The 17,839-nt window shown below is 68.4% G+C and carries 13 protein-coding genes; 4 read left to right on the forward strand and 9 right to left on the reverse strand.

What is annotated here, in order from left to right; genetic code table 11:
• Positions 1-16 precede the first annotated feature (16 nt).
• A complete protein-coding gene (locus tag FEJ81_RS03445; protein ID WP_138243961.1) occupies positions 17-586 on the reverse strand; it encodes a GNAT family N-acetyltransferase in 570 nt (189 codons plus the stop codon).
• A 118-nt stretch (positions 587-704) separates the two neighbouring features.
• Positions 705-2,372: a hypothetical protein gene (locus tag FEJ81_RS03450; RefSeq protein WP_138243962.1), complete on the reverse strand. Its 1,668-nt coding sequence runs from the start codon at positions 2,370-2,372 to the stop codon at positions 705-707.
• A 265-nt stretch (positions 2,373-2,637) separates the two neighbouring features.
• Between FEJ81_RS03450 and FEJ81_RS03455 the strand changes: the two genes are divergently transcribed.
• On the forward strand, positions 2,638-3,420 hold the full coding sequence (locus FEJ81_RS03455; protein ID WP_138243963.1) for an ABC transporter ATP-binding protein: 783 nt from the start codon (positions 2,638-2,640) through the stop codon (positions 3,418-3,420).
• A gap of 224 nt (positions 3,421-3,644) precedes the next feature.
• Here FEJ81_RS03455 and FEJ81_RS24365 read toward each other — a convergent pair whose 3' ends face one another.
• Together FEJ81_RS24365 and FEJ81_RS03465 are read right to left on the reverse strand one after the other, a co-directional pair.
• Positions 3,645-3,926, reverse strand: a complete 282-nt coding sequence (locus tag FEJ81_RS24365) for a hypothetical protein (protein WP_175416346.1) — start codon at positions 3,924-3,926, stop codon at positions 3,645-3,647.
• A 95-nt stretch (positions 3,927-4,021) separates the two neighbouring features.
• Positions 4,022-4,393 (reverse strand): cupin domain-containing protein, encoded by a 372-nt coding sequence (locus FEJ81_RS03465; RefSeq protein ID WP_138243964.1) that lies wholly within the window; start codon positions 4,391-4,393, stop codon positions 4,022-4,024.
• Positions 4,394-4,607: 214 nt separating this feature from the next.
• Between FEJ81_RS03465 and FEJ81_RS03470 the strand changes: the two genes are divergently transcribed.
• Together FEJ81_RS03470 and folP are read left to right on the forward strand one after the other, a co-directional pair.
• Positions 4,608-5,699 (forward strand): endonuclease/exonuclease/phosphatase family protein, encoded by a 1,092-nt coding sequence (locus FEJ81_RS03470; protein WP_138243965.1) that lies wholly within the window; start codon positions 4,608-4,610, stop codon positions 5,697-5,699.
• A 164-nt stretch (positions 5,700-5,863) separates the two neighbouring features.
• On the forward strand, positions 5,864-8,488 hold the full coding sequence (gene folP, locus FEJ81_RS03475) for a dihydropteroate synthase (protein ID WP_138243966.1): 2,625 nt from the start codon (positions 5,864-5,866) through the stop codon (positions 8,486-8,488).
• Between the two features lie 103 nt (positions 8,489-8,591).
• Here folP and FEJ81_RS03480 read toward each other — a convergent pair whose 3' ends face one another.
• The 3 genes from FEJ81_RS03480 to FEJ81_RS03490 are packed head-to-tail and all read right to left on the reverse strand — an operon-like array spanning position 8,592 to position 15,601.
• Complete coding sequence (locus FEJ81_RS03480) at positions 8,592-12,284, reverse strand: UvrD-helicase domain-containing protein (protein ID WP_138243967.1); 3,693 nt, start codon at positions 12,282-12,284, stop codon at positions 8,592-8,594.
• Positions 12,277-13,326 (reverse strand): PD-(D/E)XK nuclease family protein, encoded by a 1,050-nt coding sequence (locus FEJ81_RS03485; protein ID WP_138243968.1) that lies wholly within the window; start codon positions 13,324-13,326, stop codon positions 12,277-12,279. Before FEJ81_RS03485 ends, FEJ81_RS03480 begins: the two co-directional genes overlap by 8 nt.
• Positions 13,319-15,601, reverse strand: a complete 2,283-nt coding sequence (locus tag FEJ81_RS03490) for a hypothetical protein (protein ID WP_138243969.1) — start codon at positions 15,599-15,601, stop codon at positions 13,319-13,321. Before FEJ81_RS03490 ends, FEJ81_RS03485 begins: the two co-directional genes overlap by 8 nt.
• A 174-nt stretch (positions 15,602-15,775) precedes the next feature.
• On the opposite strand from FEJ81_RS03490, the gene FEJ81_RS03495 reads away from it, so the two are divergent.
• Complete coding sequence (locus FEJ81_RS03495; RefSeq protein WP_138243970.1) at positions 15,776-16,180, forward strand: CBS domain-containing protein; 405 nt, start codon at positions 15,776-15,778, stop codon at positions 16,178-16,180.
• Positions 16,181-16,255: 75 nt separating this feature from the next.
• On the opposite strand, the gene FEJ81_RS03500 is transcribed toward FEJ81_RS03495, so the two are convergent.
• Both FEJ81_RS03500 and FEJ81_RS03505 read right to left on the reverse strand, forming a co-directional pair.
• Complete coding sequence (locus FEJ81_RS03500) at positions 16,256-17,269, reverse strand: hypothetical protein (RefSeq protein WP_138243971.1); 1,014 nt, start codon at positions 17,267-17,269, stop codon at positions 16,256-16,258.
• 79 nt (positions 17,270-17,348) lie between these two features.
• Positions 17,349-17,765, reverse strand: a complete 417-nt coding sequence (locus FEJ81_RS03505; RefSeq protein ID WP_138243972.1) for a hypothetical protein — start codon at positions 17,763-17,765, stop codon at positions 17,349-17,351.
• Positions 17,766-17,839 lie beyond the last annotated feature (74 nt).

Consider the following 17,839-nt stretch of genomic DNA (forward strand, 5'->3'; position numbering starts at 1 on the left):
GAGAACGGTAGGGAGGTCACGCCGCTCGCGTCGTCCGGTGGGTGAACGGGCCGATTCGAACGTAACGTCGGGTCCGGCGGGGGACGAAGCCGTGGCGCTCGAACAAGGCGCGCGAGGGCGCATTATCGAGGGCGACGAGCGCGGTCGCCTGTCGGGCACCCCGCTCGTGGGCCTGTCGACAGGCCTCGGCGAGCATCGCGGTCGCGATGCCGCGGTTTCGGTGGTCCGGATCGACGAAGACGCGCCTGATGTAGGCTCCCTCGAACGCGAGCGTCCGTTCTAAGGGATGGATCTCGTGGGTCGCGTCGACGGAGCAAAAGAGGTAGCCCCGCGGTGTCTCGTTCTCGAGCGCCGCGACGACCATCTCGTCGGGACGGAGTTCCGCCACGGGCGCGTCGAGCCCCGTCACCCGCTCCGGTTCGCAGACGGCGACCTCGTACGAACTGTCCTCGCTCCCGTCGACGGCGGCGTCCTCGAGCGTCGCGACGTACTCGTACATCACCGTCGCCGTGATACCGATTCGCGCGAGCGCATCGTAGACGGCCCGGCCGTACCGGTTTCGGGTCAACCGCCAGAGCTGTGGCATCGAGCGGGTGATTTCGCCGCCGATCGAATAAGTTTCGGGGTCGCTAAACGGCGGGCCCGCGGCTCCGGATCGAAACGGGAGCAGTCGTCTCGAGTCGGGAGATCGCGCTGCCGGCCGCCTACTCGAGTGCGTACCAGTCGAAGCGCTCAACCGCGTACCGGTAGGAGACGAGCGGCGCGATCAGGCCGCCGATCAGTACGATCCACGCCCCGACGGTGATCCCGTGTGCGGAGATCGAGAGGTCGGGAGCCGGCGACCACGCGGCGACCGACGCGATCAGCCCGGCGATCGCCTCGGGGGCCTCGAGATAGAGCACGAGCGCGGCGACCGTGGGGAGGACGATCGCGAGCGTGTAGACGACGAAGGCGGTCTTGCTCGGCATCACGGCCTCGCGGTTGTTGGTCACGTTGACGCTGCCAAAGCGGGGGAACGCCGACCCAATCCCGGACGCCAGCGCCGGCGTGACGACCGCGCCGACGGCGGTCCCGGCGACCAAGGCCGCAGTCCGCTCGAGCGAGAGCGGGCTGACGATCCCCAGGACGGCAGGGACGAGCAGTGCGAACGGGACGCTGACGAGCGCGGCGGCGACGATCCGGCCTCGAATCGCTTGGCGACCGGTGAGCGTCGATGTGACGACGGCCGGCAGGCCCGTCCCGAGGTCGCCGAGCGGGTTGAGCGTGAACAGGACACCGGCCGCCCAGACGACGTAGAGGGAGAACAGGACGGCCATGAACGACGGCACCGTCCCGGCCTCGATGATCTGCTGGATGAAGCCGAGCGTCCCGAGCAGCGGGTAGCCGACGTACGCCAGTCGAATCGGGGACCGCTTCGTTCGGCGGATCGCCGTCACTGCGACCGTCCGAACCGGCCGGGAGAGCGTTCCGGAGAGGAAACCATTGAGCCGGTCGGACGACGTTTCCTCGGAGACTTCCTCGTCGCCGGTACGGGCCGGATCCGCGAACCAGTGTCGCCGTGCGGTGGGGACGCCGATCGCGACCGCGACGCCGGCGACGAGCGCCGAGCCGACGATCGCGCCGCCGATCAGGGGCATCGACGGATCGACGCCCGGGATGCCGAGCAGGAGGACGTGTCCGGGCCAGCCGAGCGGGCTCGCCTGCAACCGCGTGAACAGCGTTCCCATGACCGTGTTGAAGCCGCCGGTCGCGACTGCGCCGAAGTAGACGATCCAGAACGCGGCGAACAGCAGCGTCCGATACCGGGCAACCGGCTCGTAGACGGTGATCAGATGCCGGACCAAGACGCCGATAACGAACCCGACGGGAACGACGGTGAGTAGGACGAGTCCGACCAGCAGCGGCGCGGCGATCACCGGGAGTATCGTTCCCGCACCGGACGCGAACGCGGCCCCGAAGATCACCGCGGGCGGCACCAGCCACGCCGCAAAGAGCGCGATCTCCGCAGCCACGACGCCGACGACCGTGTTTCGAACCGGCGTCGACAGCAGGAGGAAGGCCGTTTTGTCGATATCGGCGACCGCGGTCACCGCCCGCATGACCGACATGAGGAGCAAGAACAGCCACAGAACCGCGACGCCGCCGCTCACGATCTCCGTGACCGTCGTCTCGACCTCCGTCGACAGCGTTCCGGCGGCGGCCTGTTCCCCGAGTTCCGGGAGCAGGACCAGGCCGATGGCCGTAACCGGCCCGAGCATGAACAGCGCGACCACGGCCATCATGAGCAGTTTGGTTCGGTCGCCGGCTACCGCACGAACCGTGCGCCGGACTTCCGTTTCGGCGACGGTGATCGATATCGGTACGTGTGCCATCAGCCGCCACCTCGGTTCGGACGGACGTGGGACGAGCGGTCGTGACTCATACTCGAAACTCCGTGACGCGCTCAGTAAACTATTTGGATTTCTGTCATTCCGTGCGCACCGATCGACCCGTCAGGTTCGGCAGTCGATGGCGGTCTCTGACACTCGAGTCACTGGTTTTCGGGCTCGGTCTCGAGCGATGGTCGAGGGTCGGACGGCGACACCATCACTGCAGCATATGACACACATTTAATTATGTCGCGGTGAAAGGAATCCTATGAGCCCTGTCGACGGCCTCGCCATCGAAACCGACGGACTGACCAAACGGTACGGCGAGACGACCGCCGTCTCGAATCTCACGATGGACGTCGAGCGCGGCACGGTCTACGGATTCCTCGGCCCGAACGGCGCGGGGAAGACGACCACGATGCGGATGCTGACGACGCTGACGAAGCCGACCGACGGGACCGCCCGCGTCGCCGGCCACTCAATCGCGGACCGCGAGTCGGTCACCCCTCACATTGGCTACCTTCCCGAGGAGCCGCCGGTCTACGACGAACTCTCCGGCCGCGAACAACTCGAGTACGCCGCCGGCCTGCGGGACATGCCCGAGGCCGACGCCGACGAGCGCATCGAGTCGCTGCTTAGGCGGTTCGACCTGCTCGCGGACGCGAACAAGCGTATCGAGGACTACTCGAAGGGGATGCGCCAGAAGGTCGGCGTCATTCAGGCGGTCCTCCACGAACCGGCCGTGGCCTTCCTCGACGAGCCCACGAGCGGGCTCGATCCCCGCGCCGCGCGGACGATGCGGGACACCATCGCCGAACTCGCCGATCGGGAGATGACCATCTTCCTCTCGACGCACATCCTCCCGGTCGTCGACGAACTGGCCGACGAGATCGGCGTGCTCCACGACGGCGAACTCGTCGCGGAGGGCGACCCCGAGACGCTCAAGTCGCGTGCCGAGACCGGCGACGCCCGCAGCTTGGAGGACGCCTTCCTCGAGATCACCCGCGAGCACGGACAGGAGGGTGTCGCGGCCGAGCAGACGTTCGAGTGAGGCGAGCGCAATTCGGGCGACGGCGCCTCGAGTCGGACCCGGCCGTGGGAAGATCCCGATCGACGAGACGAGCAGAGAATCCCGAAGCGAGCCGTAGCTGCCTGCTGTAGCGTTAGATACCCCATATGATTTTAGTATCCGGCTCCCGTACTACCGTCCGGTGGTGAGAAGGCATGGTGCAGAGAGACTTGACCTCCTCCCGCGCCTGAAGACGGAGGTATGCGCTATCGGTCTGTATCACCGGCATCGATCTCGAGTCCCGACTCACCGATTACGTCGCGACGATCGACCGATACGATCTCCTGCTCGGCCTGATTCCGTCGGGCTTCGCGGCCGCCGTCCTCGCTGGTCGCCTCCTCGGTCTCCCCGTCGAAACGACCCTTCTCTGGGGCGTCGCCATCGCCGCTATCGCGCTGCTCGACGGGCTGTTCGTCCGTCCCCCGACGAAGCCTCGCGACGTTTGAATTCGCTCCTCGGTCCTCGCAATCTCGCTCGAGTACGAGCACGCGGAGCCGTTTCTCGAGTCAGTGACGGGAGTTCGGCCTGCTCGGACGGTATCTCCGTCGGCTGATTCCGGATATTCTCGGTTCGGGCGACCGGATCAGGGATCGAAGACCCCGCGCTCGAGGCCCTCGCGGACGGGTTCGTGCTCGGCGTCCGTCGGGGGCGGACTCGTGACGAGCAGAGCCTCGAGTCGGCCGTCCTCGTCGGCTCGAACGCCGCGGTCGACGTCGGCTTCGACGGCGATCACGTCGTCGGGACCGACGATGTGCTCGGTTTCCCCCTCGCGGACGACGCCGGTGCCGGAGCGGACACAGATCGTCACGTCGCTGCCGGGTGCGTGGACCGGGATGAACTGCCCCGGCTCGAAGTAGCCGAGGACGGCCTTCATCCGGTCGCTCCGGAAGACCGGTTGGGCGCTGAATCGATGCTCGTCGTACGTTCGTTCGGTGTCGAAATCCGTCGCTGGCATGGATGATTGCCTCCGATGGTCTCACTAGCAGGTCTCCGTGCCGGACGGGTCGCTCTTCTCCCGAATTTGTTCGTATCATTGGGGCTACGCTCGAGCGACCGGGGACAGCGGACGGCTTCGGTCACGGGTATATTTCTATGTATTACTCGTTAAGTGAATATTCTCTTTCCAAACAAGAACTATGGCGTTTCGATCGGTAATCGGTGTCGGAGGCATGACCAACGACACGAATCCGTCCACGGTTCGACGGCGAACAGCGCTGAAAGCTGGCACGGCGGGACTCGGAAGCATCGTACTCGGTGCCTCGGGCGCAGTCCGTTCCGTCCGAGCGGAACCCGAGTCGTATCGGTTCCTCTGGGTGAACTCGTGGCTCGTCGACGGTATCGAGGGTGTCCTGGGCTCGTCGCTCAACGTCGCGGCGAAACCGCAGTATCAGGAGCGGGCGGTCGAACTCGGCCAGCGGCTGGGTGCGGAGGGCTACGACATCGTCGGGCTCTGTGAAGTGTTCAACGACGAACAGGAGACGGTCGAGACCGAGTACGCCGACGCTGCCGGGACCGGAACGGCGGTTTCGGGTCCCGAACCGGACGGCGGCGAGAAGGGAGCGGGATTGCTGGATCTGGTCTCGGGCGTTTCCGTGACCGATCGGGCGACACTCGAGTACGACGCGGAACCGGACGACAACCTGACCTACGTCGACGCACACGTCGGGAAAGGTGCACACTACGTCGAACTGGACCTCGGGCCCGGGAAGATAGACCTGTTCACGACACATCTGGTGACCGGGTCGCCCCTCCCGTGGGCCGACGGCGGTGACGAGGACATCCCGGCACTGCGAGGCCAGCAACTCGACGAACTGGGCGAGTTCGTCGCCGAGCAGACCAGTCCGGAGAACGTGACCCTCGTCGCGGGCGATTTCAATATCGCGCCGGACGGCGAGGCGGCCGACGCCCTCGAGAGGTTCGCATCGACTGCCGGGCTGTCCGACGTGTGGCTCGACCACGGGAACGGGCCGGGCGGAACGAACGACGATGCGATCGTCAACGGGTGCGCCTTCGATTCGAGCGATGCACCGCCGGCGTATTGTCCCAACGACGACGCGGGCGAGCGGATCGATTACGCCTTCCTCGAGGAGCCCTCGGCCGATCACGCGATGGAACTGAGCGTCGAAACGATCGATCGCCGCGTGTTCTGGCGGGAACTCGCGCCGCCGTCCCAGTTCTACGCCGACGACGACGGCGAGGTCCCCAACTACCTGACCGATCACGTCGGGCTGGAACTGTCGCTGACGGCGACGAGCGCGTGAGACGCGGGTCGATCGGCAGCCGTCGTATTCTTTCACACGCCGCGGACCGACGAGCGCCGAGTGCAACGCCGAACTCGGGCGTCGACCGGTCCCGCGGACCGCTCGAGACACGGCGCGAGAGCGGAGTCCGACACCCTAAAGCGGCCGGACTCTGTGGTTCGGATATGGAGTATCACGAGGCGGCGGACTTCCTCTTCGATCTGCGGCGGTTCCGCCCGAAGCCGGGCACGGAGTCGACGGCCCGGCTGCTGGCCCACCTCGGGAACCCACACGACGACGTCGACTTCGTCCAGATCGCCGGCTCCAACGGGAAGGGGAGCACGGCCCGAATGCTCGAGCGGACCCTGCGGGAAGCCGGCTATTCCGTCGGCCTCTACACCTCGCCACACCTCGAGGACCTCCGCGAGCGCGTCCGCGTCGACGGCCGGAAAATCCCCCGCGCCGCGGTCTGTGAGTACGTCGACGCTGCCAGCGAGTACATCACGGAGCGCGGTGCCGACGGCGACTCGCCGACGTTTTTCGAGACGATGACCGCAATGGCGATCTGGCAGTTCGGCCGCGAGGACGTCGATATCGCCGTCCTCGAGGTCGGTATCGGCGGCAAGTACGACGCCACGAGCGTCGTCGACCCGGTCGCGAGCGCGGTGACGAGCGTGACCTTGGAGCACACGGGCATCCTCGGCGATACCGTCGAGGAGATCGCCCGCGACAAGGCCCACGTCGCGCCGGCCGACGCACCGCTCGTGACGGGCGTCACCGGGAGCCCGCTCGAGGCGATCCGCGAGGTCGCCGGCGACGTGGTGACCGTCGGACCGAAGCCGGACGAGAACGATGGCGACGACGAGGGCTCGCGACCGGACGTCCGCGTCGCCTACGGCGGGCGGACCAACCACACCGAAGCCGCCGTCTCGATCGACGCCGACGACTGGGACCTCGAGACGCGGATTCCGTTGCTGGGTGCATACCAGGCTGAAAACGCGGGTATCGCCGCGCCCCTCGCCCGGCAGGTCGGCGACGTCTCGGGGACGGACCTCGAGCGCGGCCTGCGGAGCGCCCACTGGCCGGGCCGGTTCGAGGTGCTCGACACCGAGCCGCTGGTCGTCCTCGACGGCGCGCACAACCCGGGAGCCTGCGAGGGACTCGCCGAGACGCTCGGGACCTACGACTACGACGACCTCCACCTCGTCTTCGGCGCGATGCACGACAAGGACCACCGCGAGATGGCCGCCGCCCTGCCGACGCCCGATATCGTCACCGCGACCGAACCGTCCCTCGATCGCGCCGAGGAGTCGGCCGTCCTCGCGGACGTCTTCGCGGACGCCGGTGCCGGCACCGTCCGAACCGAGCCGGCAGTACCGGACGCGCTCGCAAGCGCCCTCGCGGACGCCGAGCGCGACGACTGCGTGCTCGTCACCGGCTCGCTGTTCGCGGTCGCCGAGGCCCGCTCGAGGTGGACCCGAACCGATGTTTCGAAGCGGGTCCGCGACCGCTCGGACGCACGGGACGCGCTCGAGGCGGCGAACGTCGCCGCGGGCGACGTGGAACGGCTGGACGGCGACGCCGTCCACCGGGTCATCAGGACGGCGCTGCGGGACCGGCAGGCGACCGTCCTCAAGGAGGAACTGCTCCGGGTCGGCGGCGAGTGCGCCCTCTCCGGCCTCGAGCGGGACGACGAGGCCGTCGACGCCGTTCTAATGGGCACGCTCGCCCAGTTCGAGGCGCTCGTCGGGGCCCTCGAGAACCGATCCCGGCCCCACGGGCTGGCCGATGTCACCCGCGAGTTGCGGACGACCCTCGAGATCGACGCCGGTGCCGGAGTCGATCCCGGAGCCGAAGCGGAGACGGGTGCGGATGGCGGCGATGAAAAAAGCGACGCCGCAGCCGCCGTAACTGACGTATCGGAGGCGGATCACCGGACGGGTCCGGCTCACGCACCCGGCTGGACGACAGAGGGCTCGAGCGGCCCGGACTACCCGTGGACAGACCGAACGGCCGTGATGGGAATTCTGAACGTCACGCCCGACAGCTTTCACGACGGCGGCGAGTACGACGCGCTCGAGGACGCCGTAACCCGCGCCGAGGCGATGATCGAGGCCGATGTCGACGTGATCGATATCGGCGGGGAGTCCACCCGGCCGGGCGCAGATCCCGTCTCGGTCGCGGAGGAACTCGATCGGGTCGTCCCCGTGATCGAACGGATCGCCGACCTCGACGCCCTGATTTCGGTCGACACCCGGCGGGCCGCCGTCGCCGACGCCGCGCTCGAGGCCGGCGCGGACATCATCAACGACGTCTCGGGACTCGAGGACCCCGAGATGCGGTTCGTCGCGGCCGACCACGACGCGGGGCTGGTCGTCATGCACAGCATCGACGCGCCAGTCGTCCCGGACCGCGATATCGAGTACGACGACGTCGTCGCGGACGTGATCGACCAGCTCTCCGAGCGCATCCTGCTGGCCGAGAAGGCCGGGCTCGACCGGAGTCAGATCATCGTCGACCCCGGTATCGGCTTCGGCAAATCGGCGGCCGAGAACTTCGAACTCCTCGATCGGATCGACGAGTTCCACGCGCTGGGCTGTCCGGTGCTGTTCGGTCACTCCCACAAATCCATGTTCGAACGGGTCGGTCGCGAATCCGGCGAGCGACTCGAGGCGACCGTCGCGGCGAGCGCGCTGGCGGCCGACCGCGGGGCCGACCTGATTCGCGTCCACGACGTAGCCGAGAACGTCGCCGCGGTCCGGACGGCGCTGGCGGCGCGCGATCCGGAGCGGTTCGACTGGGGCTCGTGATCGCGTAGAGTCCCATCGCAAATTGATTCTCCGCCACTGCCTGAGAGACGGGACGGTTTTCGAACGACGATCAGCCGTCACCAGCTGCGTCGATCTCGGGCGTCTATTCCGCCGGCCCGCAGCCCAGCGATCGATGCGGGCAGTGCCGGCAGTGCTCGCCCGGCGTCGTCTCCCGAAACGAGGGCTCGTCGACCGCCTCGAGTGTCTCGAGGACGGAGTCCCACGACGGGAGGTCGTCGGGCTCCATGAGGTCGACGCGAGGGCCGTCGACGTCGCCGACGTAGACGTAGCCGACGGCCGAAATCGGCTCGTCGAACTGGTCCTCGCAGGCCCGCAGGTAGAGCGCCAACTGGACGGCCTCGTCGGGGGAGAGCCGCTCGGCGGTGGCCTTGTAGTCGAGGACGGCGAGCCCGCCGTCGGGCAGCCGCCGGACCGTGTCCACGTAGCCGACTACGTCGCCGGTCACGCCGGCCACGTCCTCGAGCGAGAAGGGCAACTCCGCGGCCAGCGGCTCCCAGTCGGCGACCGGCCGATCGAACGCGGGCGCGGTCGCCTCGAAGTACCGGTCGACGCAGGCGAGGACGCCCTCGCGGTGTGCGAGCAGGTCGCGCGCGGTGAGCTGTCGCACGGCCGCCTCGCGCCACGCCCCGCGGCCGTGGTACTCGCGGTGGAAGGCCTCCTCCGCCACGTCGTGGAAGACGGTGCCGACGATCCGCGCCGACGGGTCGGCAGCCGCTGCGGTCTCGGTTCCGACTCTTTCCGCCCACTCGAGCGGATCGGGGTCGTCGATCGCTCGGACGACGTGATCGAGGTAGTGTTTCCGCGCGCAGGTCTCGTGGGTGTCCATCGCGGAGTAGCTGTGACGCATCGCGACCGGCAGTTCGGTCGCCGTCGCGAGCGTCTCGACCGGGAAGCGGACGGTGTCGGTCGTCAGCGCGGAGAGCCGGCGGCCGCTGGGAACGCGAGTCGCCGGCTCCGAGCCGTCGGCCGACGCCGCCTCGAGCGGGCCGTGACTCGCGGCGTCGGCGGCCGATAGCAGGGTCCCGTCGCGAAGCTGTCGACCCAGTCGGTGGACGGTCTCGATCGCCTCGCGAGTCTCGAGGGGCTCGACGGGGCGGTCCCCGTAGTCGGCGTAGTAGGTGATGGTCCCCGGGCTCTCGCCGGCCGAGGCGGCGATCTCGTCCGTGCGGTCGACGACCGTTTCGGGGTAGACTTCGCGCACCCGCTCGAAGCTCTCGGTCAGCGACGACCAGAGGTCCATCCGCTGGCCGGTCACGGACCACTCGATGTCGGTCGCCAGACACGCATCGGCCGTCGACGCCGCGAGTTCGTCCTCGTCGCCGTCGTACTCGTAGTCGGAGCCGAACACGAACAGGTGGTTCTCGGCTCGAGTGAGCGCGACGTGGAGCACCCGCCACTCCTCGCCGACCCGCTCCGCGGCGAGGTCGGCATGCAGCGGGGAGTCGACCTCGTCGTCGAGCGTCGCGGCCAGCAGCCGGTACCGCGCTCGCTCGACGTAATCCCCGTCGACGCACCACTCCTCGTCCGAGAGGTAGGGCACGAGGACGGTGTCGAACTCGAGGCCCTTCGCCTGATGGACCGTCATCACGTCGACGCAGTCGTCGGATCTGGTCCCGCGGGTCCGGTCGCTCCCGCCGCTCCGAAGCGTCTGGGCGAGCGCGTCCATGAACTCGGTCGAGAGCGACTGGACGACGCCGTCGGCGTCGTAGGCCTCGACGAACCGCTCGAGGCGGTCGAACTGGCCCCGCTCCTCGCTCGTACAGAACCACTCGATCCGGGTGAGCTCTCGGAACCGGCGGACGAATCCCGAGAGCGGGTAGACGTCCCGGACCCGCTCGAGTTCCGCGAGGTGGTCCCGAGCGGTCGCGAGCCCGTCGGGGTGCTCGAGGTCGAGCGCCGCCGGATCGGTCGCCGTCACCGCGTCGTACAGCGAGCCATCTCGCCGTTGCAGCGCCGCGAGGTCGGCCTCGGGGAGCCGGTACCGGTAAAGCAGCACGCGCCGGAGGTGGGCGTCCGCGTCCGGCTCGACGAGGACGCGCAGGTACGAGAGCACCGTCTGAATCCCGGGCGAGATCTCCCCGCGGGGCGAGCCGGAGATCTCGTAGGGAATCTGCAGGTCCCGCAGTTCGTCCGCGACGGCCTGTGCGTGGCGATTCGTCCGGACGATGACCGCGAGATCGCCCAGCGAGCGCCGGGGGACGTTCGCGGCCTCGCCGTTGAGCAGCCGCGAGACCGTCGTCGCGACCTGTTCGGGCGTCGACTGGGGCACCGCGTCGCTCTCGACCTTGACGACGCGGTCCGGCGGCTCCGCCTCGTCGTAGGTCCCGCGCGTCCGGCCGTCCTCCCGCAGCGTCTTCGAGGACTGCGGGCCGTAGTCACAGCCGTTGGTCAGGTCCAGGATCTCCTGTCTCGAGCGGAAGTTGAGCTCGAGTTCGATCGCCTCGTGGTCGTCGTAGGCCTCTGCCAGCCGGTCGAGCCCCTCGCGGTCGGTGCCGCGCCAGCCGTAGATCGCCTGGTCCTTGTCGCCGATCGCGAGCAGGTCCGGCCGGTCGGGGCCGTCCGTGAGTTCGGTGACCAGCGAGAACTGGGTCTCGTCGGTGTCCTGAAACTCGTCGCAGTAGACCTGCGTCCACTGGCCGGTGATCTCGCTTGCAATCGTCTCACGGGCCGTCGGCCCGTTCGACATCTCCGCGGAACGTCGTTCCGCGCTCTCGTCGTCCAGCAGCCCCGTCGCCGTCCGCACCAACTCGTCGAAGTCCATCGTCCGCTCGGCCTCGAGCGCGTCGTGGTAATCCGCGTAGACGTCGGCGTAGTGGCGGGCCAGCCGGAGGAACTCGACGTAGTGTTTCAGGCGACCGAAGGGAGTCTGTTCGATCCGGCTCGTCGCCTGCCCCCAGATCCGGTTGCCGAACAGCGCCCGCGGCAGGTGTTTCGTGGTCCGGTCGTCCAGCGAGAGCGTCTCGATCGTGTTCGTCACGCACGTCTGGAGGGTCCGGAGATACCGGTCGATATCTCGAACCACGTCGTCCTCGCGGAACGTGTCCGGTGCCTCCGCGATCTTCTCCCGACAGTAGGAAACGAGCTTGCCGTAATCGACCAGCGACTCCCGGGCCGTCTCGAGGTGCTCGTCCCGGTTGAAGTACCGGAACGCCTCGTTGTCGAAGGAGAGGTCGTCGCCGGCCGTTCGCTCGAGCCAGAGGACGAACTCGTTGCACAGCTCGAGGGTGCGAACCGGCGGCAGCCCCGACTGTAAATCCTCGGGCGTGATGTCTTCTTGGCTCATCGACTGGATGAACCGGTCGACCGAGTCGACGAGGTCGGCCGGCGAGCCGTCGTTGCGGGTCGATGCGGCCGCGAAATCGTAGTCGTTGGTCGCGAGTAACCGGCCGATGAGCCGCCGTCGCGTGCGCTCGGTGACGACGTCGAACTCGGGCGAGTAGCCCAGATAGTAGGCGTACTCACGGACCAGCCGGTAGCAAAAGGAGTGGTAGGTGTAGACGTCGATCGCCGCCGCGGCGTCGGGATCGAGCCGCTCGGCGACCGCCGTGCGGATGCTCGCGGCGGCCTCGTTGGCGAAGGTCAACACGAGCACGTCGTCGGGATCGACGTCGCCCCGCTCGACGGCGCGCTCGAGTCGGACGAGCATCGTCGTCGTCTTCCCGGTGCCCGCGCCCGCGTCGACGGAGGTACAGGCCGCGCGGCTGTCGATGACCGCCTCCTGATTGCCCTTCGGTTCGATGTCCTCGGCCGCTCCGTCCCGCGGCGTCTCACCCATCGAACCGCACCTCCTGACCGATGTACTCCTGACAGCAGACGGTGTATTCGCAGTCAGGACAGGCGTGTTCCTCGATCTGATCCCAGCGGTCGGACGGATCGAACGGCCCGGAGATGAGGCTCGAGGCGACGGTTGCGAGTCGACTATCGACGGTCTCGTTTCGGTGATCGTGGGTCATGCCGTAGGTGTGGTGATCGACGTAGACGTCGGTGAGATCGACGACCTCGAGGCTCGTCTCGACGGTGTCCCGGACCCAGTTCACCGCCGTCCCAGACCGGTCGGCCAGCGGAATCTGGACGTATCGGCAGGTCCGATCGCCCAACTCGAGCCGGTCGCGGAGGGTACGGAGCCCGTCGATGACGACGGCGGTCTCGAAGAGCGAACCCACCGGGTCCGGGTCGAACGCGTCCCGCTCGTCGTCGAAGTGGTCGGTGAAGAGGTCGGCCACGTCGCCCTCCCAGTCGGAGCGATAGCGCAGGCGGCCGAGCGGTGCGAGCGTCGGGACGAACCGGACGCCGACGATCGACGAGCCGTCGCCGTAGACGTAATCGACCGTCGCGTCGATCGTCACCGCGTCGGCCGCGGGCGGGTCGGAGCCGCCCGCCGCGTCGGGGAGCGCGACCGTACTCGAGAGCGGTAGCTCCGGCCCGATCAGTTCGCCGCGGGCCGCATCGGCGTCGAGGGCCTCGAGCCCCGCGGCGTGGTCGACGCCGACGCGTTCGAGGTACGCCGAAAGCGTCGCCTCGAGCACCCGCCGTTCGTGGCGGCGCTGGGCGACGGAGTGGAACGGCTCGTCGTGGTCGGTCCACAGCGCCGAGAGCCGGTCGCGGGCGACGGTTTCGAGCCCCGCGCGGTCGGTCTCGCCGCTCCGGAGCGCGTCGCAGATGGCGGTCCGCAGGAGGGCGACGCGGTCGTCGACGGCGTCGTCGTCGCTCCCCTCGAGTCCGTGGACGTGGGCGAACTCGTGCCGCCGGGGGCAGTGAAGCGCGGTGCGGAGCCCGTCGACCGAAAGCGAGGCGGCGCTCGAGTCGGTGTCAGTCATCGCGGACCACCTCGCCTGCGGCGAACTCGAACTGCGAGCGGATCGCCTCGGCGAGTTCGTCGTCGATATCGCCCTCCTCGAGGACGACCGCGATCTCCTCGAACAGCGTCTCGGTCTCGCCGAGATCGGCCTCGCCACCGGTGCTCGCCTCTCGGAGCACCCGCTCGAGTTCGCCCCGCGGCTGGGCCAGCAGCGCCTCGAGCGCGTTCGTCTCGCCGTGGATCGCCGCGTCCGCGGCGGCGTCGATCTCCTCGAAGGCGAGGCCGGGCGTCGATTCGATCAGTTTCAGGTAGCGCGACTCGTCGTAGGTTCGCTGCAGGCTTCCCGAACCCCGCTCGTAGGAACAGCAGTAGAGCGCGCGTTCGGCGGCGCGAGCCCCGAGCGCGAGTCGCCTGCGGGACCGCTGGGCGTGGTACGACTCGAAGGGGTCGCCGATATCGGCTGCGTCGACCGTTTCGAAGGTCTCCGCGATGTCCGCGTCCGAGGGGGCCGTGACCGCGGGATAGGCCGGCATGTTCCGGAGCCACGCCGTCGGGAACAGCTGTGTGAGGAACTGTTCGCCCGGGTAGGTCTCGTCGATCAGATCCAGCAGGAAGACCGCCTTCCGCGAGTCGTACTTGAGGTCGTCGACGGCACAGACGGTGACGCCGCCGGTCGGCGGCCGCGTCTCGACCGCGTGGACGTACGGCGCGTCGTACTGGATCGTCCGGCGGAGCATCCGGCGTAGCCCCTGCCAGTCCGGCCCGACCAGATCCGTCTCCTCGACGAACCGGGCGATCTCGAGGACCCGCCGGACCCCCTCGTACTGCTCGCGGGCGTCGATCCAGTCCTCCTCGCGGGCGATCCGCCCCTTCAGGTCCGTCTCCCGGATCCAGCGCTCGAGCGAACGGCGGACGCTCGCCCCGGCGGTCGTCGCCAGCAGGTCCGGCGAGAACTCGGGGACGCGGGCGCGGAGTCGGTCCAGCGAGATGTCCCGCGGGTCGCTCGAGTCCCGCCTGTGGTCGGGCGACTCGGCTCGAGCGAGTTCGTCGCCGCCGTCTCGCTCGCGTTCGCACTGGAGCGTGACGACCGCGTAGAGTTCGTTCACCGCGGGATCGTCCGCCAGCGAGGGAGTACCGATCGTCGCCGTCGGCACGCCGGCGTCCCGGAGCCGCCGTCTCGTCTCCGGTACCCGTTCGATCCGCGGGACCGCGACGGCGAACTCGTCGTGAGACCAGCCGTGGCGGTCGCGCAGCGATTCGATTTCGGTCGCGACCGCCTGCACCTGTTCGCGGGCCGTCTCGGTCCGAACACGTCGCGCGACGCCCGCCGGCTCGGCGTCTCCGGGTTCAGCCCCGGCCGCCGCGTCGGGCGTGGTTCGATCCGGCATCTCGCCGGTCGCGAGAAATCGAGTGATGGCGCGATGTGGGGGTGAGGGAGGTGAACCCTCGGTACCGTCTTCGGCGGCGGCCACGGGCTCGAGCGGCTCGACCTCGAGGCCGGCCTCGGTCGCGATAGTCGCGACGCGGCCCGGTTCGACCCGCGTTCGCTCGACGCTGGCGTGGCGCTCGCCGAGACAGACGAGGTCGGCGTCGCGCGTGAGCGCCGCGAGGTACCGGCGGTCGAGCCGGCGGTACTCCTCGAATTCGACGGCGAGAACGGCGTCGAACGAGCCGGTGACGCGGGTTCGCAGGCCGTCGGCGTCCGCCTCGAGCAGGTCGACCGCCTGCGGGACCACGTCGGCCCGCTCGACGTAGTCCCGGTCGTCGAGCTCCGCGTGGAACCGGTCGTTCATCGCGTACAGGAAGGCGAGACAGTCGTGGGGATCGTCGCTCTCGAGATCGTCGAGCCGGAGCCGCTGGCGGGTCGCCTCGAGCAGCAGTTGCCCCACGTCGCGCGAGAAGCTCTCGTGGGCGGCCGCGCGCTCGAGGTAGTCGGGCACCGCGCGGCTCGCGCCGTCGATCACCAGCGAGATGAGTTCGATACGTTCCTCGTACTCGAGGCGGGAGAGCGTGGGATCGTATTCCTCGATGGTTTTCGAGGCGTGTTCCGGCAGCGATTCGATCCGGGGCGAACGGGGTCCCCCGTCAGCCGGCTCGCGGTCGATCTCGGCCAGCGCGTCGGTCAGGGACTCGAGGCCCGTCGGATGTCGTTTCAGGACCAGAACGTTTCGCGGGCCGTGTTCAGCCGCGAGGGCGGCGTATTCGACGGCGACGGTCGCGAACACGTCGCTACCGGGGGCGGGGCCCGGGAGGAGCTTGCAGGTTCCGTCGAGTGCGGGCGGCGGGGACGCCATCGGTTGTACGTCACCGTGTATGGCCGAATCCCTACTTAAATGTGGGCACGACCTGCTCGCTGTCTGTCATCCCGGGACCGATCGACCGACGATCGCCGCCTGTGCGGTCTCCGCGCTCGTCCGGAGCGGCTCCAGTCCGACAATCCTTATATTGTATACCGAATACGGTACAGTATGGAGGATATTTTCGTCGCTCGAGTCATGTCCTCGTCACTGCACACGGTGGCGCCGGACACGCTCGTCGAGGACGCCGCACAGGAAATGCTCGACAACGAAATCGGCTCGGTCGTCGTCGTCGACGACGACAACCGGCTCGAGGGGATCCTGACGACGACGGACTTCGTCAAGATCGTCGCCGAACAGAAGCCGAAAGACCAGACGCCGGTCTCGACGTACATGAGCGCCGACGTCGTGACGGTCACGGCCCAGGACAGCATCCGCGACGCCGCGGACACGATGGTCGAACGGGGCTTTCACCACATCCCCGTCATCGACGAGGACGAGGGCGTCATCGGCATGGTCACGACGTCGGATCTGGCGGGCTACATTTCTCGCGTCCAGTCGCCGAGTCCCGAGTAATCGAGGCTCGCTCGGAAGCGGGCTCTCGAGGCCGTCGCCGGGGCTGGACCCGTACGGAACGGCCACGTCATGCTATCAGCTCGAGGCTCGCGGGACGAAGGGACCGAAATCGGCGGTTCGTGCGGCGATCGTCGCGATCCGGAGCGCGTAGCTCAGCAGGACCATAAACGGGAGGAAGACGAGGACGACGCCGCCGGCGGCGATCGCCAAGAGGAGCCACGTACTCGAGATCGCCCCGACTAACTGCGAGTACGAGAGCATGAGCAGCCCGCCGCCGACCAGCGTCGGAAACCCGACGTATAGCAACATCCGCGAGAGGACGGCGAGTTCGTGCTGGACGTACAGCGTCTTGAACGTCTGGCGGGCGACCGCGAGAAAGCCCAGCAGTTCGATCAACTCCTCGAGCGGTTCCGTCTCGTCGAAGACGTCGTCCCACTCGTCTCGGAACGTCCGCGCCGCGTGGTAGTAGTTCCCCTGATGGTGACCGAGCACTGCCGACAGCGCCTCGAACGTCCCGAATTCGGCGTCCTCGAGCGCGTTCGAGACCGTCTCGCCGTCCGACTCGAAGGTCTCGATGAACCGCTCGACTTCCGCCCGCTTGTCCGGGTCGGCGTCGTCCGCGAGCGCGTCGGGAAGCCGCCGGGCGCGGACGACGGTCGCGGTGACGATGACGTTCAGGAAGGCGGCCGGTGACGCCGGACTGACGCCCGACTCGGTCAGTTCCTCGACGTCTCGTTGAAACTCGGTCATGCCGTCGAACCGATCCCTGAGATCCGGCGTCCAGCCCAATTCCTGGGAGAGGACGAGCTGGTTGATCGCCAGGACGATCGTGATGAACGGCAGCGTTCCGCCGACGAGCGAGCCGTAGAGCGTCACGACGGTTCCCGCGTCGGTCACCGGAAACAGTCCGGCGACGTACAGCGCGATGACGGCGGCGTACAGGCCCGCCGTCAGTAGTCCGGCGATCGCCAGTCGGTGACCGTCGAGCATCAGCCAGCGCCTGAGCGGCGATTCGGTTATCTTCTGGTAGGTCAACTGGCTCTCTTCGCCGTCCGCGGTCGTGGACAGCTCCCGGTCGCGTGCGCTCATAGCGACTCGACAACGCCGGTGGTGAAAAGAACGGGCGGCAGCGCCACCCGTTGAAACGGACGGCCACGCGATCGGACCGTTACTCGACGGCGAACATCTCCCCGTCCAGTCGCCGGCCGCCGGTCCAGCACTCGCGGGCGAACCAGGCGAGATAGCCCATCGCGAAGACCGTGATCGCGACGGTGAGCAGCCACGGACCGCTGGCGACCTCGAGCGAGCGGAGCTGGGTGATTCCGAACACTCCCGTGCCGACCGCGAGCGCGCCGATCCCGACGGCGGCCACGCGGGGCCAACCGACGGGCCGACCCGCGACGACGAGTCGCTCACGAGTGCCGGCGAGGAGCAACGCGACGCCGACGACGGCGAGCCAGCCGGCGAGAAGTAGCGTCGACGCTCCGCTCGGGTCGCCACCGACGACGAACAGTCCCGCTAACAGCAGGGTCGCGACGCCGCCACCGGTGAACCCGCGGCGAACGACGGCCTTCAGTCCGCTCATCGAGCGGTCGGTTTCGCCGGAACGCAGTTAGTCGTTCCCACTCGGTCGCGAGCGGGTGCCGGCGCGCTCGAGTC

It is taken from the genome of Natrinema versiforme (genome assembly GCF_005576615.1).
Classification (GTDB): Archaea; Halobacteriota; Halobacteria; order Halobacteriales; family Natrialbaceae; genus Natrinema; species Natrinema versiforme_A.

Bases quoted from the DNA above. Each gene is read 5' to 3' on its own strand.
- FEJ81_RS03455 (WP_138243963.1), top strand. From the start codon at position 2,638: ATGAGCCCTGTCGACGGCCTCGCCATCGAAACCGACGGACTGACCAAA.
- FEJ81_RS03505 (WP_138243972.1), bottom strand. From the start codon at position 17,765: ATGAGCGGACTGAAGGCCGTCGTTCGCCGCGGGTTCACCGGTGGCGGC.
- folP (WP_138243966.1), top strand. From the start codon at position 5,864: ATGGAGTATCACGAGGCGGCGGACTTCCTCTTCGATCTGCGGCGGTTC.
- FEJ81_RS03470 (WP_138243965.1), top strand. From the start codon at position 4,608: ATGACCAACGACACGAATCCGTCCACGGTTCGACGGCGAACAGCGCTG.
- FEJ81_RS03500 (WP_138243971.1), bottom strand. From the start codon at position 17,269: ATGAGCGCACGCGACCGGGAGCTGTCCACGACCGCGGACGGCGAAGAG.
- FEJ81_RS03485 (WP_138243968.1), bottom strand. From the start codon at position 13,326: ATGACTGACACCGACTCGAGCGCCGCCTCGCTTTCGGTCGACGGGCTC.
- FEJ81_RS03490 (WP_138243969.1), bottom strand. From the start codon at position 15,601: ATGGCGTCCCCGCCGCCCGCACTCGACGGAACCTGCAAGCTCCTCCCG.
- FEJ81_RS03450 (WP_138243962.1), bottom strand. From the start codon at position 2,372: ATGGCACACGTACCGATATCGATCACCGTCGCCGAAACGGAAGTCCGG.
- FEJ81_RS03495 (WP_138243970.1), top strand. From the start codon at position 15,776: ATGGAGGATATTTTCGTCGCTCGAGTCATGTCCTCGTCACTGCACACG.
- FEJ81_RS03445 (WP_138243961.1), bottom strand. From the start codon at position 586: ATGCCACAGCTCTGGCGGTTGACCCGAAACCGGTACGGCCGGGCCGTC.
- FEJ81_RS03480 (WP_138243967.1), bottom strand. From the start codon at position 12,284: ATGGGTGAGACGCCGCGGGACGGAGCGGCCGAGGACATCGAACCGAAG.
- FEJ81_RS03465 (WP_138243964.1), bottom strand. From the start codon at position 4,393: ATGCCAGCGACGGATTTCGACACCGAACGAACGTACGACGAGCATCGA.